This window comes from Nonomuraea mesophila (assembly GCF_004352805.1).
Lineage (GTDB): Bacteria > Actinomycetota > Actinomycetes > Streptosporangiales > Streptosporangiaceae > Nonomuraea > Nonomuraea longispora.
The window spans coordinates 1-24,337 of the sequence record NZ_SMLD01000142.1; the positions used below are offsets into that span (position 1 = coordinate 1).

Below are 24,337 nucleotides of genomic sequence, written 5' to 3' on the forward strand. Positions count from 1 at the left end.
CTGCTGTCCTGCCCGCCGGCTGCCCGCCGTCCTGCCCGCCCCTGCGCAGGGGTGGACAGGACGTCCACCGGTCGCGCGCGGGCCCCCTCCGCCTGTTAGCGTTACCGCTAGGGGGTGAGCCGCGGTGAGATCCAGGAATGGCAGGCCTGCGGTGCTCATGGACGTGGCGGTGCTCGCGGGCGTGTCGGCCATGACCGTTTCGCGGGTGCTCAACGATCCCGACCGGGTGCGCGCCGAGACCCGTGCGCGGGTGCTGGCCGCGGTCAGGGAGCTCGACTACCGGCCCAACCAGGCGGCCCGGCAGCTCGTGACCGGCCGCTCAGGCGTGCTCGGCGTGGTCAGCATCGACACCACCCTCTACGGCCCCGCAACCACCCTCTACTACATCGAGCAGGCCGCGAGGAACGCCGGCTACAACGTCAGCATCGCCAGCCTCAGCTCGCTCAACCGCAGGTCGATGGAGGAGGGCGTGCAGCGGCTGCGCGCCCAGGCCGTCGACGGCGTGATCATCGTCGCCCCGCACGAGTCGGCTTCCGAGGGGCTGCGGCACCTGCCGCCCGAGCTGCCGGCCGTGGCGGTCGACGCCGGCGACGACACCCCCGTGCCCGTGGCCAAGGTCGACCAGCGGGCCGGAGCCGTACGCGTGACCAGGCACCTGCTCAGCCTCGGCCACCGCACGGTCTGGCACGTCGCGGGCCCGGCCGACTGGCTCGACGCCGACGGCCGCATCGAGGGCTGGCGCGGGGTGCTGGAGGAGGCCGGCCGGCCGGTGCCCGACGTGGTGCGCGGCGACTGGAGCTCGCGCTCCGGCTACCGGCTCGGCCGCGGCCTGGCCGAGGAGCCCGAGCTCACCGCCGTGTTCGTGGCCAACGACCAGATGGCGCTCGGCGTGCTGCGGGCGCTGCGCGAGGCGGGGCGGCGGGTGCCCGAGGACGTCAGCGTGGCGGGCTTCGACGACATCCCCGAGTCGGCCTACTACTGGCCGCCGCTGACCACCGTACGCCAGGACTTCGGCGAGGTCGGCCGGCTCGCCTTCCACATGCTGCTCGACCGGATGGCGGGCGCCGACCCCGAGGGGCGGCGCCTGGTCGAGCCGGAGCTCGTCGTCAGGGAGAGCACCGGCGCCGTCCCGGGATGAGCCTCAGGCCAGCCTGATCACGTTCCACGACACCGGCGGCAGCAGGACGCGGGCCGGGTCGTGCTCGACGTCGGGGTTCGGCCTGGGCGCGATCCGGTCGGGGGCGTCGGCCGTGTTGCGGGCGTAGACGTCGTCGTCGGTCAGGGTGGTGGCCTCGACGATGCGCCGCCCGCCGAGCGCCCGCGTGTCGATGGCCAGCGACAGCGGCGCGTCGGTGGAGCGGTTGACCGCGAACAGCGTCGTGCCCTCGTCCGCGTGCGTGGCCACGGCGTGCAGCAGCGGCACCTCGCCGTACTCCTTCGTCTCGTACGACGGCGAGACCGGCTCGACTCGCAGCACGTCGCCCGCCGCGTACCTGGACGCCTGCGCGAACGGATGGAACGTCGTCTGGCGCCAGGCCCGCCCGCCGGGCTCCGTCATGATCGGTGCGATGACGTTCACGAGCTGGGCCAGCGACGCGGCCGTCACCCGGTCGCTGTTGCGCAGCAGCGTGATCAGCAGCCCGCCGAACGCCACCGCGTCGGCCAGGTGGTAGTGGTCCTCCAGCAGCGGCGGCGCGACCGGCCAGTCCTCGGGCGGCTCGGCGTTCTGGAAACGCGACAGGTACCAGACGTTCCACTCGTCGAAGGAGACGTCGATGCGCTTGCGCGACTTCAGCCGTGCCCCCACGTGGTCGGCGGTGGCCACGACCGAGGAGATGAAGTACTCCATGTCGGTCGAGCAGGCCAGGAAGCTGCCGAGGTCGCCGTCCTTCTCCTCGTAGTAGGCGTGGCAGGAGACGTAGTCGACCACGTCGTACGTCTCCTCCAGCACCGTGGCCTCCCACGCGCCGAAGGTCGGCATGCTCGAACCCGAGCTGCCGCAGGCCACCAGCTCCAGGCTCCTGTCCATCGTGCGCATCGCGCGGGCGGTCTCCGCCGCCAGCCGCCCGTATTCGCGGGCCGTCTTGTGGCCGGTCTGCCAGGGGCCGTCCATCTCGTTGCCGAGGCACCACATCCTGATGCCGTGCGGTTCCTTCGAGCCGTTGGCGACGCGCAGGTCCGACAGCGTGGTGCCGGACGGGTGGTTGCAGTATTCGAGCAGGTCGAGGGCCTCGGCGATGCCGCGGGTGCCGAGGTTGAGCGCCATCATGGGCTCCACACCGGCCTTGCGGCACCAGCGCACGAACTCGTCGACGCCGACCTCGTTCGTCTCTGTGCTGTGCCAGGCCAGGTCGAGCCGGCGCGGCCGCTCGGCGACCGGGCCGATGCCGTCCTCCCACCGGTAGCCGGAGACGAAGTTGCCGCCGGGGTAGCGGACGGTTGACACGCCGAGCTCCCTGGTCAGGTCGAGCACGTCGCGGCGGAAGCCGTCGCCGTCGGCCTCGGGGTGGTCCGGCTCGTAGATCCCGGTGTAGACGCATCGCCCGAGGTGTTCGACGAACGTGCCGAAGGTGCGCCGGCGTACCGGAGCCACCTTGAACGCGGGATCGAGCGTGAGTTCTGCCTGGTGCACGGAGAGGACTCCTGGTGTCGCGGGCGTGACGTCGCTTGAGATTGTTAGCGTTATCAGCGGGTGGGGTCAAGGGGGCCGGGCTCGCTCCTCCCGTCTTGGGAAGCGTTTTCCGCGAGGCCTTGACACGCCAGGTGTTCCTGCTGACACTCGGGTAACCCCACAGAAACCGGGGTCTGCGCGGCGACCTCCGCAACCCGGCGGATCGCCACCCTCGTCTGCGCCGCGGTGCGGCACCTTGGTTCGCGGCTGCCCTGAATCCCCTGTTGTTAACGAGAACATCAGCGAGTACGGCCGATCATCGGCACGGTAGGAAGAGGCCACTGTGCACGGTCCCCCCGACATCTCGCGCCGGCATCTCCTCGGCGGCAGCCTCGCCCTGCTCGGCGCCGCCGCCTCCGGCTGCGCCATCCCCGTAGGACTGGGCTCCTCCCAGACCCGGGTCCAGTACTGGCACTTCATGGGCGCGAGCGACGGCATCATCATGAACAACATGGTGAACGCGTTCGCCGCGCAAGCCCCGGAGATCTTCGTCGAGGAGAACGTGCTCGCCTGGGGCGAGCCGTACTACACGAAGATCGCCATGGCGGGCTCCGGCGGGCGATCGCCCGATCTGGCCACCTTCCACCTGGCCAGGCTCGCCGGGATCGGGGCCGGCCAGATCCTCGACCCCGTCAACGAGCGCCTGCTGGCGGAGGTCGGCCTGCGAGGCTCCGACTTCAGCCCGCCGATCTGGGAGCGGGCCCACATCGACGGCGTCCTGTACGCCATCCCGTTCGACGCCCACCCGATGGTTCAGTACTACAACACCGACATCTGCGGCAAGGCCGGGCTGCTCGGCTCCGACGGCGAACTGCGGCCTACCACCGGCGTCGACGAGCTGGTGGAGCAGCTGACGAAGGCCAAGGAGGTGATGGGCGGAAGGCCGCCGCTCGCCTTCGACGCGCTCGGCCTCGGCACGGTCGGGCCGTGGCGCGTGTGGTGGTCGCTGTACCCGCAGAGCGGCGGCACTCTGCTGTCCGACGACGGCACCACGATCACCATCGACGACGCCAAGGCGCTCGAAGTACTGCGGTTCATGCAGCGGCTCGGCAAGGAGGGGTTGTGCGACTGGCGCACCGACTACGGCGCCTCCGTGGCCAACTTCACCAACGGCCAGGCCGCCTTCCTGTGGAACGGCGACTGGGAGACCACCGGGCTCAAGGAGCGCGGGACGCCGTTCAGCATGACCCGCTTCCCCGCCGTCTTCGGCACCGGCTCGGCGCAGGCCGACTGCCACGCCTTCGTCCTGCCGCACCAGCGCGACCGCGATCCCGAGGTCGAGCGCGCCACGTACGAGTTCATCGCCTACCTCGTCAAGAACAGCGCCGACTGGGCCGTGGCCGGCCACGTGCCCGCGTACCTGCCGACCCTGGAACTGCCCGAATACCTCGCGCTGGACCCGCAGTCGGAGTACCGCTCGGTCGTCACCGAGGTCGCGCTCGATCCCCAGGTGTGGTTCGCGGGCTCCGCGTCACGGTTGTGGATCGAGTTCGGCGAGGCGTTCTCCCCCGTCATCAGCGGTGAACGTACGCCGGAGGACGGCCTGGCCGCGGCCAGGGCCTCGCTGCGGCGGCTGCTGGCCGCCCCGAACCCCTTCCCTGACGAGGAGCGCCCATGACCACCACCGTCGCGGCTCCCGCGGCCTCCTCCGGGCCCGCCGCCAGGGCCAAGGTCCGGCGCGGCTGGACGCAGCACGGGCTGCTGTTCGTGGCCCCGTTCCTGCTGGTCTACGTGGTCTTCCTGGTCTGGCCGACGCTGCTCGGCTTCCGGATGAGCCTGTCGAGCGTCAACATCGCCGGCGGCAACGACCACCTCGTCGGGTTCGCCAACTACGCCGAGGCCTTCGGCGACCCCCGCATGTGGCGCTCGTTGTGGAACACCCTGGTCTTCACCGTGCTCAGCACGATCCCGCTGGTGCTGCTCGGGCTGGCGTTCGCGCTGCTCGTGCACCACCTGCGCTTCATGCAGTGGTTGTGGCGGCTGTCGTTCTTCGGGCCGTTCCTGCTGCCGTCCGCCGTGGTGTCGATCCTCTGGCTGCAGATGATCTACCCGCCCGACTACGGGCTGCTCAACGGCACGCTCGGCACCGACGTCCTGTGGCTCGGCGACCCGTCCACGGCCATGTGGTCGGTCGTGCTGACCACGGTCTGGTGGACGGTCGGCTTCAACTTCCTGCTCTACCTGGCCGCCCTGCAGGCCATCCCGCACCATCTGTACGAGGCCGCTTCGATCGACGGCGCCACGGCCTGGGACAAACTGCGCTCCATCACGCTCCCGCTGCTCAGCCGTACGACCGCGCTCATCGTGGTGCTGCAGCTGGTCGCCTCGCTCAAGGTCTTCGACCAGATCTACCTGATGACCGGCGGCGGCCCCGAGGACTCCACCCGGCCCATCATCGAGTACGCCTACGACGTCGGCTTCACCGGCTACCGCATCGGCTACGCCTCGGCCGTCTCCTACATCCTGTTCGTCCTGATCGTCATCGTCTCCCTGGCGCAGCTCCGGCTGTTCCGCAAGCGCGAGGAGGTCGCGTCGTGAGCAAGCGGTTCAGCGTGAGCCAGATCGTCCTGCTGCTGGTCGCGCTCGTGCTGGCGGCGATCTGGCTCGCTCCCGTCGCCTGGGCGGTGGCCACGTCGCTCAAACCCGAGGACGAGACCACGGTGACCCCGCTGCGGTGGTTCGGCAGCGAGATCACCCTCGACTCGTACGCGCTGGTCCTGGAGACCGGCGGCATCCTCAAGTGGGCCGTCAACTCCACCGTCACCGCGGTCATCGTCACGTTCATGACCGTGCTGTTCTCGGCCATGGCGGCGTACGGGTTCGCCCGCACCCAGTTCAAGGGGCAGCGGGTGCTGCTGGCGCTGATCCTGGCCGGCATCATGGTGCCGCCGCAGGTGCTCATCGCGCCGCTGTTCGCCGAGATGGTCGCCTTCGGGCTGGTCGACACCTGGTGGGCGATCATCCTGCCGCAGGTGGCCGCCCCGCTGATCGTCTTCATCCTGTTCAAGTTCTTCCAGGACGTGCCGCCGGAGCTGGAGCAGGCCGCGTTCGTGGACGGGGCCGGGCGGTGGCGGGTGTTCTTCACGATCGTGCTGCCGCTGTCCCGGCCCGTGCTGGCCGCCGTGTCGATCTTCACGTTCATCAACACCTGGAACAACTTCCTCTGGCCGTTCCTCGTCTCCACCGACCCGAACACCATGACCCTGCCGGTGGGCCTTGCCAACGTCGTGCAGGGAACCTTCGGCCTGCGGTACGCGCAGATCATGGCCTCGGTGGTGCTGGCCGGGCTGCCGCTGCTCGTCGTCTTCGTGCTGTTCCAGCGGCAGATCGTACGCGGCGTCGCCCACAGCGGCCTGGCCGGGCAGTGACCGGGCTGTCACGGCTCGGCCGCTGCGGGTAGTGAAGCCCGGTGTCAGAAACCGTGATCGGGGAACATTGTTGCCATGACAGGCGCCGCACCCGAGGCCGGCCACGTTTCCCTCAAGCGGGCTATCGGCCCCAAGCTTCTCATCCTGTTCATCATCGGTGACATCCTGGGCACCGGCGTCTACGCCCTGACCGGCACCGTGGCCGGTCAGATCGGCGGCGCCCTGTGGCTGCCCTTCCTGATCGGCTTCGTCATCGCGATGCTCACCGCGATGTCGTACGTCGAACTGGTGACGAAATACCCCAAGGCGGCAGGCGCCGCGCTCTACACCCAGAAGGCCTTCAAGAGGCCCTTCTTCACGTTCATGGTCGCGTTCGCGGTGATGTGCTCCGGCCTCACCTCGGCCAGCGCGGCGGCCCGCGCGATCGGCGGCGACTACCTGGAGGCGTTCTTCACGCTGCCGAGCGTGGTCGTCGGCATCGTCTTCATCGTCGCCGTCGCGGCGCTGAACTACCGGGGCGTCTCCGAGTCGGTGAAGACCAACATCGTGTTCACCCTGATCGAGCTCACCGGCCTGCTGGTGATCATCGCGATCGGCGTGTACACCGTGTTCACGGGTGCGGGGGAGCCGTCGAGGCTGGTCGAGATCAACACCGAGCAGGCGGGCGGGCTGATGTACGCCCTGCTCGGCAGCACCGCCCTGGCCTTCTTCGCGTTCGTGGGCTTCGAGGACTCGGTGAACATGGCCGAGGAGACGCAGGACCCCGCACGGAACTTCCCCCGGGCGATCTTCCTCGGTGTGACGATCACCAGCATCGTCTACATCCTCGTGGCCATCACCTCGTCGCTGCTCGTCAGGCCCGAGGTGCTGGAACAGTCGTCCGGCCCGCTGCTCGAGGTGGTGAGGGCCGGCGGGCTCGCCTTCCCGCCGCAGTTGTTCGCCGCGATCGCCATCTTCGCCGTCGCCAACTCGGCCCTGATCAACATGATGATGGCGTCCCGGCTCGTGTACGGACTGGCGAACGAGCGGGTGGTGCCGCGCCGTCTCGGCTGGGTCGACCCGCGCCGGCGCACGCCGGTGATCGGCATCATCTTCACCACCGCGCTGGCCATCGCGCTCATCTCCACGGGAGAGATCGCGGGGCTCGGCGACACGACCGCGTTCCTGCTGCTGTGCGTCTTCACCGTCGTCAACGTGGCCGTGCTCGTGCTGCGCAAGGACCGGGTGGAGCACTCCCACTACCGCACGCCCACGGTCCTGCCGGTGGTCGGCGCCGTGCTGGCCTTCATCCTGGCCAGCCCGCTGACCGGCCGGCCCGCCGAGGTCTACATCCGGGCCGGCGTGCTCCTGGGCATCGGGCTGCTGCTGTGGGTGATCAACTGGCTGGTGGTGCGCCGCCAGAGCGAATCCTAGGCACGGCGGGGAACGCACGAACCCCGGCTGCGGCGCAGGCCGCGAGCCGGGGTTCGCTCGTCGATGGTGGACGATACTGGGATTGAACCAGTGACCTCTTCCGTGTCAGGGAAGCGCTCTCCCGCTGAGCTAATCGTCCATGGAGGTGGCGACGGGATTTGAACCCGTGTGGACGGCTTTGCAGGCCGCTGCCTCGCCTCTCGGCCACGCCACCGAGCCAGAACTCCGAGCGGAAGACGGGATTCGAACCCGCGACCCTCACCTTGGCAAGGTGATGCTCTACCACTGAGCCACTTCCGCGTTGCTGCACCAACTCTAGCGGGTTTTTCGACCGGATGCTTCCGGCCCTTCGTCGTGAAGCAGCCGGACCATGCTGCGCTCGGTCGCGGGCAGGGTGAAGAAGATCTCCAGGATCCGCGTCAGGCGGTGCACCTCGATGCGGTGGAAGGAGGGGCCCTCGGAGCGGGCCAGCACCAGGGAGAGCGCCAGAGGCGGCAGCGGGGCGTGGACGACGTGCACGCCGTCGTCGAGGGTCAGGGCGATCGGGCGGGCCGGAAGGCCGGCCGGCATGGCGGGCGGCTCCTCGGGAGCGCGCCAGCTCGCGTAGACCACCCGCTGATCGGCCGTCGTCGTGGCCGCCCAGTCGGCGCTGAACAGCACGGGGAGCGAATCGACGAGCGTGGTCAGCGCCCGGTCGCCCGCCGTGGTGATGTATTTGAGTATCTCCAGCTCGGGGTAGGTGCCGGGAGCCTCCCGGGTGGTCCAGACCCCTTCGACCGTCACGCCCTCGACGCCTTCCAGGCTCTTGACCAGATCCTGCCTGGGCGTGCCCGCCGGATTGAAGATCGTGATGTCGTCGACGGCCCGCCCGGCGCCCCGATCGAGCACGGTCACCTGGGTGATGTCGGCCCCCGCCGCCCCCAGGACCCTCGTCACCTGGGCCAGGGAACCCGGCCGGTCGGGCAGCACCAGGCGCACTCGAAGAAGCATCCGTGTCCCCTCGCATGAAGATGCCGGTTCCCAGTTTATCGGTGAAGAACGGGGAGATCGCCGCTTTCGCCGGCGCCTCGCCGACGGCCGGAACAGCCGAGACCCGGCACGCCACCGGCGACCACCACGGAGGTCACACTCATGGGCGAATACCGCTCGCGGCCTGACCTGCGCTACAACTGAGCGGGTGAAGATTGGGCCGATCGAGGTGTGGCCGCCGGTGGTGCTCGCCCCCATGGCGGGCATCACCAACGCGCCGTTCCGGGTGTTGTGCCGGGAGCAGGGCGCGGGGCTGTTCGTGTCCGAGATGATCACGACGCGGGCCCTGGTCGAGCGCAACCCCAAGACGCTCAGGATGATCCGGTTCGCCGAGTCCGAGCGGCCCAGGAGCATCCAGCTCTACGGCGTCGACCCCGCCACCGTCGGCCGGGCGGTCCGGATGATCGCCGAGGAGGGCCTCGCCGACCACGTCGATCTCAACTTCGGCTGCCCGGTGCCCAAGGTGACCAGGCGCGGGGGCGGGTCCGCGCTGCCGTACAAACGGAATCTGCTGCGGCGGATCCTGCGTCAGGCGGTCGCGAACGCCGGCGCGCTGCCCGTGACGATGAAGATGCGCAAGGGCATCGACGACGACCACCTGACCTACCTCGACGCGGGGCGGATCGCGGCCGGGGAGGGGCTCGCCGCGATCGCCCTGCACGCCCGCACGGCCCGCCAGCACTACGGGGGCGCGGCCGACTGGGCGGCCATCGCGCGGCTCAAGGAGGCCGTGCCCGAGATCCCCGTGCTGGGCAACGGCGACATCTGGTCGGCCGGCGACGCGCTGCGCATGGTGGCGCGCACCGGCTGCGACGGCGTGGTCGTCGGGCGCGGCTGCCTCGGCCGGCCGTGGTTGTTCAAGGACCTGGAAAACGCCTTCAACGGCAGCCCCGAGCGGGTCAGGCCGGCGCTCGGCGAGGTGGCCGCGACGATGTCCCGGCACGCAGAGGGGCTGACCAGGGTCTTCGACATCGAGCGCTACGCGGTGGCCGACTTCCGCAAGCACGTCGGGTGGTATCTCAAGGGCTTCACGGTCGGGAGCGAGCTGCGGCGCGAGCTGGCCACGGCGAGCTCGCTCGACGAGCTGCGCGCGGGGCTGGCCAGGCTGGAGCAGGACCAGCCGTGGCCGCCCAACACCGACACGCCGCGCGGGAAGTCGGGTGAGCGGTCCAAGGTGCTGCTTCCTGAGGGGTGGCTGGACGATCCGTGGGACTCCGTGGTGCCGGAAGAGGCGGAGTCCGACATTTCGGGCGGATGAGCCGCCGCGTGCGGGCGCTCAATGCGGGCCGGTGACCTCGGTGCCGCAGGGGCCGCCGCCCACGGCGGGCTGCAGCCGTACACGCTCACCCGACATCGTGAGCGTCGGATAGTACTCGGCGATGCGTTCGGCCGAGCGGCCGACGTAATGGCAGATGAAGCTGCGTCTGAACCGGTCGCTCGTGCTGTTGGGCTCCGAGCCGTGCACCAGGCTGCCGTTGAAGAACAGCACGTCGCCGGGGTCCATGTCGACCGGCACCCGTTCGAGGCCGGGCGGCGGCGGCACGTACTCCCTGGTGAACGAGCTGCCCTCGTCGGCCTCCTCCGGGCAGAACAGGTCCATCAGGTGCGTCCCCGGCACGACCTCCAGGCCGCCGTTCGCCCGGTCCACGCGGTCGAGCGCCACCCAGGCGGCCACGCACGTTCCCGGCTCGACGCGGAGGTAGAAGTTGTCCTGGTGCAGGGCCTGGCCCCTGGCACCGGGCGGCTTGAAGTAGAACATGCTCTGGGCTGCTATCGGCTCCTCGCCCAGCAGGTCGCGCAGTATCGCGGCGATACGCGCGTCGAGCAGGAACCGCAGGGCCACGTCGTTCACCTGGTGCGGATGCATGATGCGCGGATAGTCGCGAAGGATGTCGTGCGGACGGCCGGGCTCCTGCGACCGCGGGGTGAAGTGGCCGGGGATCGGTCCTCTGGCGTGCAGCGCCATGAACTCGTCGCGCAGTTCGGCCACCTCCTCCCCCGAGAGGAGGGTGGGAACCAGCATGAACCCCTGGTCGTGGAAGTCGTTGAGCCTCATGGATCTCACGCTAGGCGGCACGTTCGTGGGACGGTATGCCTATGACCGCTGCGGACCTGTCTGTTCCTGCTGCCGAGCTGTTGATCGTGGGCCACTACGACAAACCGCCCGGCTACGCGACCCGCCGTCCCACCGGGTCACCGAGCTGGCTGCTGATGTGGACGGAGGCGGGAGAGGGGCTCGTCGAACAGGGCGGTACGTCGTTCGCGGTGGGCGCGGGGGATCTCGCGGTGCTGGCGTCGGGGGTGACGCAGCACTACCGGGTACGGGCGGGGGCGCAACGGTGGCGGTTCTGGTGGGTGCACTTCCAGCCGCGGCCGGGCTGGACGGCGTGGCTGGCGGCGTACGCGGAGGGCGACGGCTGCCATCGGGTCGCCGGGGTGCCGCCGTCCGTGCACGGGCGCATCGGCCAGGCGCTCCAGCGGGCGCTCCAGGACGCCCGCTGGACACCCGGTCTCACCCCGCCGACCGAGGCGCTGGGGGAGGCGCGGGTTCCGGCGCTCGCCGTGGGCGGGCCGGCGCGGGAGCTGGTGCTGGGTGCCGTCGAGGAGGTGCTGGTGCTGGCCGCCGCGTCCGCCCGCCCCGAAGGCAGGCGTACGGGCGAGGAAGGCGACGCGCGCGTACGCCGGGCCCTGGCGATCATCGAGGCCGAGCCCGGCGCCCCGCACTCGGTGGCCTCGCTGGCCCGCGCCGTCGCGCTCTCGCCCTCCCGCTTCGCCCACCTGTTCGCCGAGGTGACCGGCCGGACTCCCATGCGGGTGGTACGCCGGGCACGGGCCGTCCACGCGGCGAGCCTGCTGGAGGTGACCGACCTGGACGTCGGCCAGGTGGCGCTGGCGTGCGGCTTCGTCAGCCCGTTCCACTTCAGCAGGGCCTTCGGCAGGGAGTTCGGGATGCCGCCCCGCGACTATCGCGCCAGGGTGCGGGAGCGGGGGCCCGCTCAGACGTCGACCGGGCCGCCGCTGCGCCAGTAGACGTTGCCCTCCCTGGACAGCAGGCCCTCGTCCACCAGGTAGCGGCGCAGCGCCGCGTGGTCGTCGTGGAAGGCGCGCAGGGCCACGTTGACGTCCTTCTCCGGATAACGCACCCCCGGCTCGAACACGCCGGCGATGTACCGGAGCACGACCAGCCGTTTGTCCCGGCGCATCGTCGTGGTCGTCAGCCGCCCGTCCACCAGGAACGTCCGTAGCACCCGCTCCTCCGGGTCGAGCTCCTCCGCCGGTGCGGCGTGGGCGCGCAGCAGCTCGCGGAAGCGCTCGGGTGTGGCCTGCCACTTGCCGTCCTCGTCGCGGGTGGCCAGGCCGCCGGTGGCCAGTTTGTGCAGCGTCTTGGGTGAGCGGTCGCCGGGGAGCCCGAGCACGAGGGCGGCGAAGGCGCGCAGAGTGTCGTCCTGGGCGAGCAGCCCGAGGACGCGCCGGAGGTCTTGGTCGTTCACCCGACCCATTTTGTCCTATAGTCAGTGCGCGGCTTCCTGACTCACTGTAACCGCACATGTCACGAAATGTCTCGATCTTGAGACATGGTGATGACACGACCTCGACGCTCCGAGCCGGACACTTAATCGACAGGCCTGTGCCGGGGCGCCCTTGCCAGTCCGTTCCGGCACAGGGCTTGTCGCTTTTCTGAGACCGGCCCGCCGCACGATGCGAGATCGGGCCAGGTCCTCCTCAGAGCCGGAAGCTCCCGCGCCCCGCCGCCCGGATCCGGCGAGCACCTGGCCGGGGATCGTCGGCGACCCCGACGGGGATCAGAGCCGGTTGAGCCCGATCACGTGGAGCACCGCCCGGCCCTCCTCGTCGGAGGCGGCCAGGTCGACCTGGGCGTCGATGCCCCAGTCACCGTCGCCGGCCGGATCCCTGATCGTCTGCCGCACCTTCCACAACCCGTTCTCCTCCTCGATGCGCAGCAGCGCGGGCCCGCGGGCGTCGGCGTCGGTGAGGATCTCCTCGTGGTCGTCGTAGTAGGCGTCCAGCGCCGCGCCCCAGTCGACGTCGGGGGCGAGCTCCTCCAGCTCGTCCTCCTTCTCGATGGCGCAGAGCTCGACCAGCCGGAACATGGCGTTGCGTACCAGCACCCTGAACGCCCGCGGGTTGGCGGTGACCGGGCGCACCGTGGCTTCGAGCTGGTTCTGCTGCTCCAGCACCGCGGCCGGGTTGGTCAGCTTCTCCCACTCGTCGATCAGCGACGAGTCGACCTGGCGGACCAGCTCGCCGAGCCACTCGATCAGGTCGACCAGGTCGTCGGTCTTGAGATGCTCGGGCACCGTGCGCGACAGGGTGCGGTAGGCGTCGGCCAGGTAGCGCAGCACCGTGCCCTCGGAGCGGGCCAGCTCGTAGAACTGGATGTACTCGGCGAACGTCATGGCCCGCTCGTACATGTCGCGCACCACGGACTTCGGGCTGACCGTGTAGTCGCCCACCCACGGATGGCCGCGCCGGTAGGTCTCGTACGCGCCGAGCAGCAGGTCGTCCAGCGGCATCGGATACATGACCTCGGCCAGCTGCTCCATCCGCTCCTCATATTCGATGCCGTCGGCCTTCATCTGCGCGACGGCCTCGCCCCTCGCCTTCTTCAGCTGCGCGGACAGGATCTGGCGCGGGTCGTCGAGAATCGACTCCACGATCGAGACCACGTCGAGCGCGTAGGACGGGGACTCGCGGTCGAGCAGGTCGAACGCGGCCAGCGCGAACGTCGACAGCGCCTGGTTGAGCGCGAAGTCCTCCTGCAGCTCGATCGTCAGCCGGGCCCGCCTGCCCTGCTCGTCCGGCTCGGCGAACTGCTCGACGATGCCGCCGGCCAGCAGCGAGCGGTAGATCGCGATGGCCTGGCTGATGTGCCGCCGCTGCCACTTGCGATCCTCGTGGTTGTCGGTCAGCAGGTGCTTCATCGCCTGGAAGCAGTCGCCCGGCCGGTTGATCACGGCGAGGAGCATGGCGTTGCTGACCTTGAAACGCGAGTTGAGCGGCTCGGGCTCGGCCTCCTGGAGCTTGACGAACGTGTCCTCGCTCCAGCCGACGAAGCCCTCGGGCGGCTTCTTGCGGGCGTAGCCGCGCCGCCGCTTCGGGTCGTCGCCGATCTTGGCCAGCGCCTTGGCGTTCTCGATGTCGTGCTCGGGCGCCTGGCAGGCGACGTAGCCGATCGTGTCGAAGCCCGCGCGGCCCGCCCGCCCGGCGATCTGGTGGAACTCGCGGGCGCGCAGCCGGCGCACCTTGTTGCCGTCGTACTTCGACAGCGCCGTGAACAACACCGTCCTGATCGGCACGTTGACGCCGACGCCCAGCGTGTCGGTGCCGCAGATGACCTTCAGCAGCCCCGCCTGCGCGAGCCGCTCCACCAGCCGCCGGTATTTCGGCAGCATGCCCGCGTGGTGCACGCCGATGCCGTGGCGGACCAGCCGCGACAGGGCACGCCCGAACCGGGTGGTGAACCGGAAACCGCCGATCATCGTGGCGATGGCCTCCTTCTCGGCCTTCGTCGCCATGTTGATCGACATCAGGGCCTGGGCCCGCTCCATGGCCGCGGCCTGCGTGAAGTGCACCACGTAGACCGGCGCCTGGCCGGTGCTGAGCATCTCCTCAAGCGTCTCGTGCAGCGGGGTCATCCGGTAGGAGTAGACCAGCGGCACCGGCCGCTCGGAGTGCTTGACCACGGACGTGGGCCGCCCGGTGCGCCGGGTCAGGTCGCGCTCGAACATCGACACGTCGCCGAGCGTGGCCGACATCAGGATGAACTGCACGTTGGGCAGCTCCAGCAGCGGCACCTGCCACGCCCACCCGCGGTCGGGCTCGGCGTAGAAGTGGAACTCGTCCATGACGACCTGGCCGATGTCGGCCGCGGCACCGTCGCGCAGCGCCACGTTGGCCAGGATCTCGGCCGTGCAGCAGATGATGGGCGCGCCGGGGTTGACGCTCGCGTCGCCGGTCATCATGCCGACGTTCTCGGTGCCGAAGACGGCGCACAGGTCGAAGAACTTCTCCGACACCAGCGCCTTGATGGGCGCCGTGTAGAACGTGCGCAGGTCACGGGTCAGCGCGGTGAAGTGGGCGCCGGCGGCGACCAGCGACTTTCCCGAACCCGTCGGCGTGGCCAGGATCAGGTTGCTGCCGGAGACGACCTCGATGAGCGCCTCCTCCTGGGCGGGATAGAGGGTGAGCCCCCGCTCGGTGTTCCAGGCGGCGAACGCGTCGAAGATGGCGTCGGGATCGGCGTCGATGTCATCTGGCAGGCGGTCAACGAGTAGGCTCACGCCCTCTATCCTGCCGAAGTTTGCCCGATGGTCGAACCGGCTGCGCCCCGATCAGGCCGAATCTCCAGGTCGAGCTGGAACAGGACGGTGTCGATCCAGCGCCCGTGCTTGAAGCCCACGCCCCGCAGCCGGCCCGCCTCGGCGAAGCCGTACGCCTCGTGCAGCCGCGCCGACGACGGGTCGCCCGAGTCGGCGATCACCGCCACGACGCGGCGGACGTGCGTCCGGCGCGCCGCGTCGAGCAGCTCGCCGAGCAGCAGCCGGCCGAGCCCGCGCCCGGTCATGCCGGGGGCGAGGTAGATCGTGTCCTCGACGGTGTGCCGGTAGGCGGGCTTGGGACGGTAGGGGGCGAGGTAGGCGTAGCCGGCTACCTGGCCGTCCACGTCGGCCACGAGGAACGGCAGCCCGGCCCCCGTGATGCCGGCCGCCTTCGCCCGCCAGTCGTCCGACGACGGCGGCGTCTCGTCGAACGTGGCCACGCTGTCCGTCACGTAGTGCGCGTAGATGCCGGCGACGGCGGGCAGGTCGGCATCGGAGAGGGCTCGCACCTTCGTCATGCCCCCATTCTGGGCACCCGCGCGTTACACCCGTGTTTCCCCGCCCTCACGTCCTCGCGCGCGGCGCCGTCATCAGCAGCCCGCCGAGCAGTGCGACCACCGCGAGGAACGGGCCGCCTCCGGGCGCGAACCCGCCCACGGTGAGGATCAGCACCCCCGCGCCGACCAGCCCGGTCGCCCCGAGCACGGTGCCCCAGCCCGCCTCGCCGTACGGCAGCCTGGGCGGCGTCTCGAACCTGGCGAACCCCTTCAGCAGCGGCCACAGCACCAGGCACAGCAGCCCGAACCAGAGCGGCCATCCCGCGAACCAGAGCGCGCTGCCCGGCGCCGGCGTGCCGATGCCCAGCAGGACCACCACGACGCCGGTGACGGCGAACAGGGCCGGCATGTGCCACAGGTACACCGTCATGATGCGCGGCCCCGCCCAGTCCAGCAGCCGGCCCGTACGCAGCCGCAGCAGCCACGGCCGCAGCAGCACGGCCAGCCCGATCTGCCCCGCGGAGACGGCCAGCATGGCGAGGGTGGGCGGAGCCATGTTCGACATCTCGGCGCCGGGAAGCCCGATCATGCTGCCCGGGTACGGGCCGTGGGCCACCAGCAGCGCCGCCGCTCCGAAGCCCGCCACCGCCAGCGCCCACGCGTGGCGCAGCCGGCCCTCGGCGTAGAGGAAGCCGAGCTGGTGCACGGCCAGCCAGACGAAGACGATGTTCAGGTAGCCGAGGGCGTCGAGCCCGGTGGAGAAACGTACGACGTCCGTCAGGACCGCGCCGGCCGCCAACGCGGCGGGGACGCGCATGCCGTACCTCTCGTGCAGGGCCAGCGCGTACGGCGTCGCCGTGACGGCGATCAGGTAGACGGCGAGGAACCACAACAGCTGCCCGGTCAGCTTCGCGCCCACGTCGAGCGGCTGCGCGGGGACGCCCAGCGTGAGCAGGATGTGCGGCAGCGGGATCCACACCGCGGCCAGCGGCAGCAGCGGCCAGGCCAGCCGGCGCAGCCGCACCGCCAGCCACTGTGGCGCGCTCGTGCGGCGCCGCCCGAAGCTGATCGCGTTCGCCGCGCCGCCCGCGAAGAACACCAGCGGCATCACCTGGCTGATCCAGGTCACCACCCACACCCCCGGCGTGGACAGCGCGTTGCCCGTGGTCAGCCGGACGCCGTCGTACGACAGCACGGGAATCGTCCAGTGCTGCAGCACGATGAGCGCCATGCCGAACACGCGCAGGAGGTCGATGAACGGATCCCGCGCCGCCATGCGCACGCCGGCCGCGCGGCGCGGCCCTGTGGTCGTGGCCGCGGCGTTGGGGCTGTCCAGCAGGACGGTCATGGGGGAGCCTCGATTCGCCGGGGGACGGATGACTCAAGGCTTCCGTCCGGGGCCTCCGCGCACATTGCCGCCGTCCGCCCTGTCCACGTCGAGATCGCACCACCGGCGCCGGTAGGGCTGGCCCTACCCCCGGACACCGGCGCACCCGCTCGTCCGGGACGTGGGGACGAAATACCGTGGGGGCCATGCGCTCCCTGATGAGGCGGGTCCTCCTCGACACCCGCTACACGCTGGTCGGCTTCCCGACGACCGTCATCGGTTTCGTGCTCATGGTCGCCGGCTTCGCCGCCAGCACGGGCACCCTGGTGGTGTGGCTGGGCGTGCCGCTCCTGGCCGGAACGCTGCTGATGGCGCGGGGATTCGCCGACGCGGAGCGCGGCTGGCTGTCCGACGTGCTCAAACGCCCCCCGGTGCGGCCCCGTTACAAGCCGGCCCCGCCCGGTGCGGGTAGGTTCCGCCGCCTGGTCAACCCGTTGACCAGCGGGCAGTCCTGGCTCGACCTGCTGCACGGCATCATCAGCCTGCCGTTCGCCCTCGTGGCGTTCGTGCTGACGGTCGTCTTCTGGGCGATCCCCCTGGCGGGGCTCACGTGGCCGCTGTACGGCATCATCACCTCGCGGATCCCCGGCAACACGGAGCTGCCCGAACTGCTCGGCCTCGGCGACGGCTACCTCGTCAACGCGGTCTTCTACGTCGGCGTCGGCCTGTTCTTCACGCTGCTCCTGCCGTTCGTGGTGCGCGGGGCCGCGCTGCTGCGGGCCGGGCTCGGCCGGGCGCTGCTGACGACCGTGGCGGAGCTGCACGAACGCATAGACGACCTGGCCGAGGGCCGCGCCGCCGCCGTGTCCGCCGAGGCCAACGCGCTGCGCAAGCTGGAGCGCGACATCCACGACGGCCCGCAGCAGCGGCTGGTCTCGCTGGCCATGGAGCTGTCCAGGGTGCAGCGGCAGATCGCCAAGGATCCCGAGGCGGCGCAGACCTCACTCAAGTCGGCGATCAGCGCCACCCGTGAGACGCTCGACGAACTGCGCGCGCTGTCGCGCGGCATCGCCCCGCCCATCCTGTCGGACCGCGGACTCGCGCCCGCGCTCGCCGCCCTGGCCGGACGCTGCACGATTCCGGTGGACCTCGACGTGCAGACGGTCGAGCGCTATCAGGCCTCGGTCGAGAACGCCGTCTACTTCGTCTGCGCCGAGGCCCTCACGAACGTGGCCAAACACAGCCGCGCCACCGTCTGCACGGTCCAGCTCGTCCGTATCGGTGATGGTTTGATGCTCACGATCGGCGATGATGGTGTCGGCGGCGCGAGCGTCGCCAAAGGACATGGTCTCGCCGGGCTGGCCGACCGGCTCCGCGCTGTCGACGGGGAGCTGACGGTCCACTCGCCCGACGGCGGGCCGACAGCGATCGTAGCGGAGGTGCCGTGCGCGTAGTCGTGGCCGATGACGCGGTTCTGATCAGGGAGGGCCTGGTCAGGCTGCTCGAAGAGTTCGGCTGCGAGGTGGTGGCGGCCGTCGGTGACGGGCCCGGCCTCGTCGAGGCGGTGGCCGAGCACAAGCCCGACGTGTCGGTGGTCGACGTGCGCATGCCGCCGTCGTTCACCGACGAGGGGCTCAGGGCGGCCGTCGAGGCCCGGCGCAGGGTGCCGGGGGCGCCCGTGCTCATCCTGTCGCAGTATGTGGAGGTCTCCTACGCCGACGACCTGCTGGCCGACGCCCGCGGCGCGGTGGGCTACCTGCTGAAGGACCGCGTCGTCGACGTCGACGAGTTCCTCGAGGGCCTGCGGCGGGTGGCCGCCGGAGGCACCGTTTTCGACCCGCAGGTGGTGTCCCAGCTGATGGTACGCAGGCGTAAGGACGATCCGCTGGCACAGCTCACGCCGCGGGAGCGCGAGGTGCTGGGGCTGATGGCCGAGGGGAAGTCGAATCCGGCCATCGGGCGACAGCTCGTGATCAGTGACGGGGCCGTGGAGAAGCACATCAGGAGCATCTTCAGCAAGCTCGGCCTCTACGCGGAGGACAGCGACCAGCATCGCCGGGTGCTCGCTGTGCTGACCTACCTGCGGTCCTGACCCTCTTCTGCCGCCGGTTCCGTTGTTCGATCCGCGGGGCCCCTCGGCCCCGGCCCGCCGGCGAGCGGGGCGGCTCCGCTCTCCGGTCCCTCCTAGGCCGTGCTGAGGGGGTGGCTGGCCGGTCCGCGCGGCGCTGCGCGCGGACCTGGCCGCTCGGGGTCAGCCGAGCGCGTCGACCAGCTTCTTACGCTGCTGGGCGCCCAGGCCGCCGAGACGGCGCTTCTCGTCGACGCCCGCCTCCTCCATCAGCGCGGTGGCCTTGGCCGGACCGACGCCCTTGACGGCGCGCAGCGCCTGGGAGACCTTGATCTTCTTCGCGATGTCGTCGTCGCGCTCCAGCAACTGGGCGAACGTCAGCTCGCCGGCCTTGACCTTGGCCAGCAGGGCGGTGCGAGCCGCACGCGCCTCGGCCGCCTTGGCCAGAGCCGCTTGACGCTGCTCGGGGGTGAGGGTGGGAAGTGCCATTTCTGTTCTCTCCTCGGGGAGTTTTACGTTCGGGTTCTGTTACCCGTGGTGCAGTGGCTAATCATGGCGGATACCAGCGGTTCGTGTTGCGGAAAGCGCCCGGCTCAACCGGTTGCCACCCCGTCGCGGCCGCTTCCCGGCACGCCACACGCCGCGCGAGCATGCCTTCACCGACCCCCATGCCGCTGACCACGCGTTCTCCCTCACCGTAGTCCCACGGGAGCGGAATGCCACCTCGGCGGCGGGCGGACCGGCCGCCGGCGGGCCCGGGGAACGCGCGCTCAGGAGCCGCCCATGCCGCCGGGTCCGGGGCACCGCCGCGCGGGTTCGCCGCGGCAGGGGAGCCGCCCGGCGCGAGCACGCCGCCGCACCCCTCGTACGCTGCGAAGACGCCTGGCGCCCCGCCGCGTCCGCGACGGTGACGGGGAGCGCGGCGCGGTCCACGACCGCGCGGGTGACGGGCGTCCCGTCCGGGGCGGGCATGGGTGCCCGGTCCACGTGTTCCGCCGCCCGGATCACGCTGCTCCGGCTGGGCGGAGGATCTCCTCGTACGGGGCCGCCTGCGAGGACGTGCACAATCGGAAACCGGTTCGGGTGCGCGGCGCGTTATGGCGGCTGATCGCCCTTCGGGGTGGAATGCGTCACATTTCGCCTGCCGGGCGTGTCGCGACCCTGGTCAGGGTGGTTGTCCCGCCACCTTCCGAGCCCTTCGGGGGTCAGGAAAACGTCGAAGACCGACTCCATGGCGCCCAGCAGCGCCCCGCGCCAGCCCAGCGCCGACCCCTCGATCCTCGGCGGGTGGTCCCGGCGGATCGCCATGAGGCGCGGCTCGCAGGCCCGCAGCAGCGTCTCACCTGCCCGCTCGGCCAGCTCCGGACCGTGGCCCGACAGGGTCACCACCTCGGGGTCGTGGGCGTTCACGAGCGCGGCGACGCCCCGGCCCAGCGCGGCGGCGCAGGCCGCCACCGCCTGCTCGCTCGTGGCCAGCACCCGCTCGGCCTGCTCGCGCCCCCGCCCTCCGCCGTACTCGAGGCCGGCGTGGCGCAGCAGCGCGTTGGCCCCGACATCCATGCCCCAGCAGCCGGTCGCCCCGCACATGCAGGGCCGGTCGCCGCCCTCCAGCGGCATGTGCCCGAACTCGGCGCCGGTGCCGCTCGCGCCGCCCAGCGGGCGCCCGTCGACGACCAGCACGCCGCCCAGGTCGAAGTCCACGTGCAGGTGCAGCCCCACCCGCACGTCGCGCAGCCGGCCCCGCCGCGCCTCGGCCAGCGCCGCGAACGCGGTGTCGTTCCCGAGCGTCGCCCCGCCGCCGCCCGCGCCGTGGGCGGGGCGAAGGGGCAGGCCGAGGAGGGCCGGGACGTCCACCGAGCGCCACCCGAGGTGGGCGATGTCGGCCAGGCCACCGAACCGCACCGGTCCTGCCAGGGCGACGCCGACGCCGATGACCCGGTGCCCGAGCCGGGAGGTGTGGGCGGCGATCGTCTCGCCCAGCGGCACGAGCGCGCCCTCAGCAGTGCCGTCGTGCGGGCGTACGTCGAGGACGGTGACGCGGCCGCCCAGCTCGCACGCCGCGAGCTCCCATGCGTCCTCGCGCACGTCCGCCGCCAGCGCCAGCGGCCCGCGCGGATGGGGGCCCGGCACCTGGGTCGGCCGTCCCCGCCCGTGCTCCTGGGCGGGCTCCTCGTGCAGCAGCTCGTCCTCGGCCAGCCCGGCGACCAGCACCGACGCCGTGCCCCTCGCCAGCCGAAGCTCTCGGGTCAGGTGCGACCGGGTGCTGGTGGCTCCGCCGTCGTGCACGGCGCGCAACAGCCGGACCCGGTTGTGCGCGCGAAGTTCGCCGCTCGTCGTGGCTCCGTTCACGGACACATATTATGCTCTAGCCGTGAACAAAAGCCTCCCCGTACAAAAGTTCGAAGCCAGGCGCGCTCGTGCCGGAGTTTTCGGATTTTTCATCCTCTGCGGTTTCGTCATGGGTCTGTGGGCGGCCGGGCTGCCGTCCCTGAACGACCGGCTCGACCTCGGCTTCGCCCGGCTGGGCAGCGTCCTGCTGCTGATCTCCGGCGGGGCGCTGGCGTCGATGCTGGTGGCGGGGTCCCTGGTGGACCGGTGGTCCAGCAGGCGGGTGTGCTGGTTCGCCGGGCCGTTCTCGGCGCTGGTCCTGCTCGGCCCGGCCCTCGCGCCCTCGTACGAGGCCCTCGTGGTGCTGGCGATCGTGTTCGGGATCGGGCTGGGGGTGACCGAGGTCTCCATGAACGCCCACTCCGTCGAGGTCGAACGCCGCTACGGCCGGCCGATCATCTCGGCCTTCCATGGCACCTGGAGCCTGGGCGGCGCGGCCGGCGGCGGGCTCACCTCGCTCGTCCTGCAGGCAGGGCTGGATGCCCAGTGGCTGCTGATCGTGGCGGCGCTGGTCGTGCCCTTCCTGTACGTGCCCGCGGCGCGGCTGCTGCTGCCCGACCAGCCCGGGAACGCCTCGCCGGAGCCGGGGGCGCACAAGGGCGGCGGGTTGAAGTGGGGGCTCGTCGCGGTGCTCGGGCTGGCGGCCTTCGCCGGCCACCTGAGCGAGGGCGCGGCCATCGACTGGGCCGCGTTGCACGCGAGTACGGTCCTGGCGACCGACCCCGCCATGGCGCCGCTGGCGTACACGGTGTTCTCCGTGGCCATGACGACCGTCCGGCTGCTGGGCGACCCGATCAGGGCGAGGCTCGGCTCCGTGCGCACCATCCAGCTCGCCGGGCTGTTCGCCACCGTCGGCTACGTGCTGATCCTCCTCTCGCCCGTGGTCGCCGAGCCGCTCCAGGTGGCCTGCGCGTGGACCGGCTGGGCGCTGGCCGGGGTCGGGCTGGCCACGGTCGTGCCGGTGCTGTTCAGCGCCGTCGGAGCGGTCGGCGACCGGGTCGGGCGGGCGCTGGCCATGGTGACCGCGTTCGGCTACAGCGGGCTGCTGCTGGGGCCCGCGGTGCTCGGCTACGTGGCGGAGGCGTTCTCGCTGCCGGTCGCGCTCGTCATCCCGACGGTCCTCGCCGCCGTCGTGGCGCTCGCGGGCGCGCCCGCGATCCGTTCGCTGCTGAGGGTCTCCGGCGCCGAGTCCGGTCAGGGAGCGGCCGTCGCGCCGGAACCGGAGCCCGCACGGGACTGATCTCGCCCTTTTGGCGAGCTATTTGCGGCAACGGCCTCTGACCTGGTGTTATGCGATCGTGACTTGACCTGCGGGTTGCGTGCGGGTTTCATGTGGCGCACACGGTAAACGTTTACAGCAATGTGGTCGTCATCGTTTGCACCACCGGGAAGGACAGCCGTGGCCGACGGACCCACGATCAACACGATCGCCGAGCGTGCCGGCGTCTCGATCGCCTCGGTCTCGCGGGTCCTCAACGGCCTGCCGACCAGGCAGGAGACCGTGCGCAAGGTGATGGCCGCCGCCGACGAGCTCGGTTACGTGCGCAACGCCGTGGCCAGGTCGCTCAAGTCGCGCCGCACCCACCAGGTGGCCTTCGCCATGGCCGACGTCGGCAACCCCGCCTACCTGGCCATGCTCCGCGAGATCCAGCCGGTGCTGAAGGCGGCGGGCTACCGGCTCGTGCTGCACTCCACCGACGCCGTCGTGGCCGACGAGATCGACGTCCTGCACAGTCTCGGCGAGAGATACGTGGACGGGCTCATCATGAGCCCGCTGCGGGTCACCGGGCAGCACCTCGAGATGCTGGCCGCCGCCAGGGCACCCGTCGTGATCATCGGCTCGGTGCCCGAGGGCACGCCGGTCGACAACGTACGCGCCGACTCCCGCACCGGCGTGCGGCTGGCGATCGACCACCTCTACGCGCTCGGCCGCCGCAGGATCGGCATGATCAACGGCCCGCTCGACACCGTGCCGGGAGCCGCCCGCGGCGCCGCGTACCGGGAGGCGCTCGCCGACCTCGGCCTGCCCTACGACGAGGACCTCGTGCGGATCGGCGACTTCTACCGCGCGGAAGGGGGCCGCGCGGTGGCGGAGCTGCTGGAGAGGGTTCCCGACGTGGACGCGCTGATGTGCGCCAACGACCTGATCGCGCTCGGCGCGCTCGACGTGCTGCGCGCGGCGGGCAAACAGGTGCCCGGCGACGTCGCGGTGGTCGGCATGGACGACACCGACCTGGCCGCGGCCTCGTGGCCGGCGTTGTCCAGCGTCTCGCTCGGTTCGGCCGAGCGCGGCAAGGCCGCCGCCGAGCTGCTGCTCGACCGGCTGCAGGGCGGCGACCGCGAGCCGCGGGTGGTCACCGTGCCGCCCCGGCTCGTGGTCCGCGCCAGCACGGCGGGAACGCCGCAGGCCGGCGGTGGGCATGGCGCCGGGCACGGCGGCGCGGGACGTACCGAAGGCAAGGAGGGCGGCGCGTGACGGCGACCGTGACGAAACCGGCGCCGCTGCGCGGACCGCGCGCGAGGCGCCGCCCCACCTCGCGCCGGACGCGCGAGATGTGGCTGCTGATGTTGCCCGCGCTGGTGCCGGTGCTGCTGTTCAGCGTCGGCCCGCTGTTGTACGGCATCGGCCTGGCCTTCACCGACGCCCGCAACACGCGGGTGCACGAGACGAGCTTCGTCGGCCTGGAGAACTTCACCGACCTGCTCGCCGACGACGACTTCTGGGCCTCGTTCAGGATCGGCGCCATCTGGGCGGTCTCCGTGACCGTGCTGCAGTTCGTGGCCGCGCTGGGCCTGGCCCTGCTGCTCAACCAGAACCTGCGCTTCAGGGGCGTGGCCAGGGTGCTCGCCGTGGTGCCGTGGGCGATGCCGCCCGTGGTCATCGGCCTGATGTGGAAGCTCGTCTACCATCCGGACGCCGGCATACTGAACGACCTGCTCGGCACGGAGGTCAACTGGCTGGCCGACTTCTCGCTCGCGCTGCCCGCGATCATCGTGGTCGGCGTGTGGACCGGCATGCCGCAGACCACGATCGTGTTGCTGGCCGGCCTGCAGAACGTGCCCAAGGAGCTCTACGAAGCCGGCGAGATGGACGGCGCGGGCCGCTGGCGGCGCTTCTGGAACATCACGCTGCCGCAGCTGAGACCCGTGATCGTGGCGATCACGTCACTCGACTTCGTGTGGAACATCAACCAGTTCGGCCTCGTCTACGTGCTCACGCAGGGTGGGCCGGGCG

The 24,337-nt window shown here is 71.1% G+C and carries 21 protein-coding genes and 3 tRNA genes; 12 read left to right on the forward strand and 12 right to left on the reverse strand.

The features are described from left to right. The first annotated feature begins 124 nt into the window (after window positions 1-124). Window positions 125-1,138, forward strand: a complete 1,014-nt coding sequence (locus tag E1295_RS36300) for a LacI family DNA-binding transcriptional regulator (protein WP_425465381.1) — start codon at window positions 125-127, stop codon at window positions 1,136-1,138. 3 nt (window positions 1,139-1,141) lie between these two features. Here the strand turns inward: E1295_RS36300 and arfA are convergent, their stop codons facing one another. Further along, window positions 1,142-2,632, reverse strand: coding sequence for an arabinosylfuranosidase ArfA (arfA, locus tag E1295_RS36305; RefSeq protein ID WP_132637819.1), 1,491 nt, complete (start codon window positions 2,630-2,632; stop codon window positions 1,142-1,144). Window positions 2,633-2,954: 322 nt separating this feature from the next. Between arfA and E1295_RS36310 the strand changes: the two genes are divergently transcribed. The 4 genes from E1295_RS36310 to E1295_RS36325 all read left to right on the forward strand — a co-directional run bounded on the left by E1295_RS36310 (window position 2,955) and on the right by E1295_RS36325 (window position 7,452). Further along, the gene (locus tag E1295_RS36310) at window positions 2,955-4,289 is read left to right on the forward strand and encodes an extracellular solute-binding protein (RefSeq protein ID WP_132637821.1); all 1,335 of its coding nucleotides are present in this window, start codon (window positions 2,955-2,957) and stop codon (window positions 4,287-4,289) included. Next, window positions 4,286-5,209: a carbohydrate ABC transporter permease gene (locus E1295_RS36315; protein ID WP_132637823.1), complete on the forward strand. Its 924-nt coding sequence runs from the start codon at window positions 4,286-4,288 to the stop codon at window positions 5,207-5,209. Before E1295_RS36310 ends, E1295_RS36315 begins: the two co-directional genes overlap by 4 nt. Further along, complete coding sequence (locus E1295_RS36320; RefSeq protein WP_132637825.1) at window positions 5,206-6,039, forward strand: carbohydrate ABC transporter permease; 834 nt, start codon at window positions 5,206-5,208, stop codon at window positions 6,037-6,039. The genes E1295_RS36315 and E1295_RS36320 overlap by 4 nt, the downstream gene beginning before the upstream one ends. Window positions 6,040-6,114: 75 nt before the next feature. Further along, complete coding sequence (locus tag E1295_RS36325; protein ID WP_132637827.1) at window positions 6,115-7,452, forward strand: APC family permease; 1,338 nt, start codon at window positions 6,115-6,117, stop codon at window positions 7,450-7,452. Between the two features lie 64 nt (window positions 7,453-7,516). On the opposite strand, the gene E1295_RS36330 is transcribed toward E1295_RS36325, so the two are convergent. The 4 genes from E1295_RS36330 to E1295_RS36345 form a co-directional block, all read right to left on the reverse strand. Further along, window positions 7,517-7,591: transfer RNA gene (locus tag E1295_RS36330), tRNA-Val, on the reverse strand. Window position 7,592: 1 nt separating this feature from the next. Continuing rightward, window positions 7,593-7,666, reverse strand: a tRNA-Cys gene (locus E1295_RS36335). A gap of 14 nt (window positions 7,667-7,680) precedes the next feature. Next, window positions 7,681-7,752 (reverse strand) — tRNA-Gly (locus E1295_RS36340). A 15-nt stretch (window positions 7,753-7,767) separates the two neighbouring features. After that, complete coding sequence (locus E1295_RS36345; protein WP_181958099.1) at window positions 7,768-8,442, reverse strand: ACT domain-containing protein; 675 nt, start codon at window positions 8,440-8,442, stop codon at window positions 7,768-7,770. Window positions 8,443-8,629: 187 nt separating this feature from the next. Here E1295_RS36345 and dusB point away from each other — a divergent pair, with 187 nt between their 5' ends. Further along, window positions 8,630-9,739, forward strand: coding sequence for a tRNA dihydrouridine synthase DusB (gene dusB / locus E1295_RS36350; protein ID WP_246080768.1), 1,110 nt, complete (start codon window positions 8,630-8,632; stop codon window positions 9,737-9,739). 18 nt (window positions 9,740-9,757) lie between these two features. Here dusB and E1295_RS36355 read toward each other — a convergent pair whose 3' ends face one another. Next, entirely contained in the window at window positions 9,758-10,537 is a 780-nt protein-coding gene (locus tag E1295_RS36355) for a phytanoyl-CoA dioxygenase family protein (RefSeq protein ID WP_132637829.1), read from the reverse strand. A 41-nt stretch (window positions 10,538-10,578) separates the two neighbouring features. Between E1295_RS36355 and E1295_RS36360 the strand changes: the two genes are divergently transcribed. Continuing rightward, window positions 10,579-11,511 (forward strand): helix-turn-helix domain-containing protein, encoded by a 933-nt coding sequence (locus E1295_RS36360; RefSeq protein WP_220449067.1) that lies wholly within the window; start codon window positions 10,579-10,581, stop codon window positions 11,509-11,511. Here the strand turns inward: E1295_RS36360 and E1295_RS36365 are convergent. From E1295_RS36365 to E1295_RS36380, 4 genes are all read right to left on the reverse strand, one after another. Continuing rightward, window positions 11,478-11,981, reverse strand: a complete 504-nt coding sequence (locus E1295_RS36365) for a DUF2087 domain-containing protein (RefSeq protein ID WP_132637833.1) — start codon at window positions 11,979-11,981, stop codon at window positions 11,478-11,480. The genes E1295_RS36360 and E1295_RS36365 overlap by 34 nt on opposite strands. A 303-nt stretch (window positions 11,982-12,284) precedes the next feature. After that, the gene (locus tag E1295_RS36370) at window positions 12,285-14,792 is read right to left on the reverse strand and encodes a DEAD/DEAH box helicase (RefSeq protein ID WP_132637835.1); all 2,508 of its coding nucleotides are present in this window, start codon (window positions 14,790-14,792) and stop codon (window positions 12,285-12,287) included. Next, window positions 14,789-15,340 (reverse strand): GNAT family N-acetyltransferase, encoded by a 552-nt coding sequence (locus tag E1295_RS36375; RefSeq protein WP_132637837.1) that lies wholly within the window; start codon window positions 15,338-15,340, stop codon window positions 14,789-14,791. Before E1295_RS36375 ends, E1295_RS36370 begins: the two co-directional genes overlap by 4 nt. 46 nt (window positions 15,341-15,386) lie before the next feature. Continuing rightward, on the reverse strand, window positions 15,387-16,667 hold the full coding sequence (locus tag E1295_RS36380; protein WP_132637839.1) for an acyltransferase family protein: 1,281 nt from the start codon (window positions 16,665-16,667) through the stop codon (window positions 15,387-15,389). A 185-nt stretch (window positions 16,668-16,852) separates the two neighbouring features. Here E1295_RS36380 and E1295_RS36385 point away from each other — a divergent pair, with 185 nt between their 5' ends. Together E1295_RS36385 and E1295_RS36390 are read left to right on the forward strand one after the other, a co-directional pair. After that, a complete protein-coding gene (locus E1295_RS36385) occupies window positions 16,853-18,100 on the forward strand; it encodes a sensor histidine kinase (protein ID WP_132637841.1) in 1,248 nt (415 codons plus the stop codon). Beyond that, window positions 18,091-18,738, forward strand: coding sequence for a response regulator transcription factor (locus E1295_RS36390; RefSeq protein ID WP_132637843.1), 648 nt, complete (start codon window positions 18,091-18,093; stop codon window positions 18,736-18,738). The genes E1295_RS36385 and E1295_RS36390 overlap by 10 nt, the downstream gene beginning before the upstream one ends. Window positions 18,739-18,897: 159 nt before the next feature. On the opposite strand, the gene mihF is transcribed toward E1295_RS36390, so the two are convergent. Together mihF and E1295_RS36400 are read right to left on the reverse strand one after the other, a co-directional pair. Continuing rightward, window positions 18,898-19,203 carry an integration host factor, actinobacterial type gene (mihF, locus tag E1295_RS36395; RefSeq protein ID WP_043641121.1) on the reverse strand — a complete coding sequence of 102 codons (306 nt, stop codon included), beginning with the start codon at window positions 19,201-19,203 and terminating at the stop codon, window positions 18,898-18,900. A 606-nt stretch (window positions 19,204-19,809) separates the two neighbouring features. Further along, window positions 19,810-21,063: an ROK family protein gene (locus E1295_RS36400; protein WP_132637845.1), complete on the reverse strand. Its 1,254-nt coding sequence runs from the start codon at window positions 21,061-21,063 to the stop codon at window positions 19,810-19,812. A 22-nt stretch (window positions 21,064-21,085) separates the two neighbouring features. Here E1295_RS36400 and E1295_RS36405 point away from each other — a divergent pair, with 22 nt between their 5' ends. From E1295_RS36405 to E1295_RS36415, 3 genes are all read left to right on the forward strand, one after another. Then, the gene (locus E1295_RS36405; RefSeq protein WP_281284793.1) at window positions 21,086-22,342 is read left to right on the forward strand and encodes an MFS transporter; all 1,257 of its coding nucleotides are present in this window, start codon (window positions 21,086-21,088) and stop codon (window positions 22,340-22,342) included. Window positions 22,343-22,501: 159 nt separating this feature from the next. Next, window positions 22,502-23,578, forward strand: a complete 1,077-nt coding sequence (locus E1295_RS36410) for a LacI family DNA-binding transcriptional regulator (protein WP_132637849.1) — start codon at window positions 22,502-22,504, stop codon at window positions 23,576-23,578. Continuing rightward, window positions 23,575-24,337: carbohydrate ABC transporter permease (locus tag E1295_RS36415; RefSeq protein ID WP_220449068.1), on the forward strand; the 763-nt coding region annotated here is incomplete at its 3' end. The genes E1295_RS36410 and E1295_RS36415, both read left to right, overlap by 4 nt.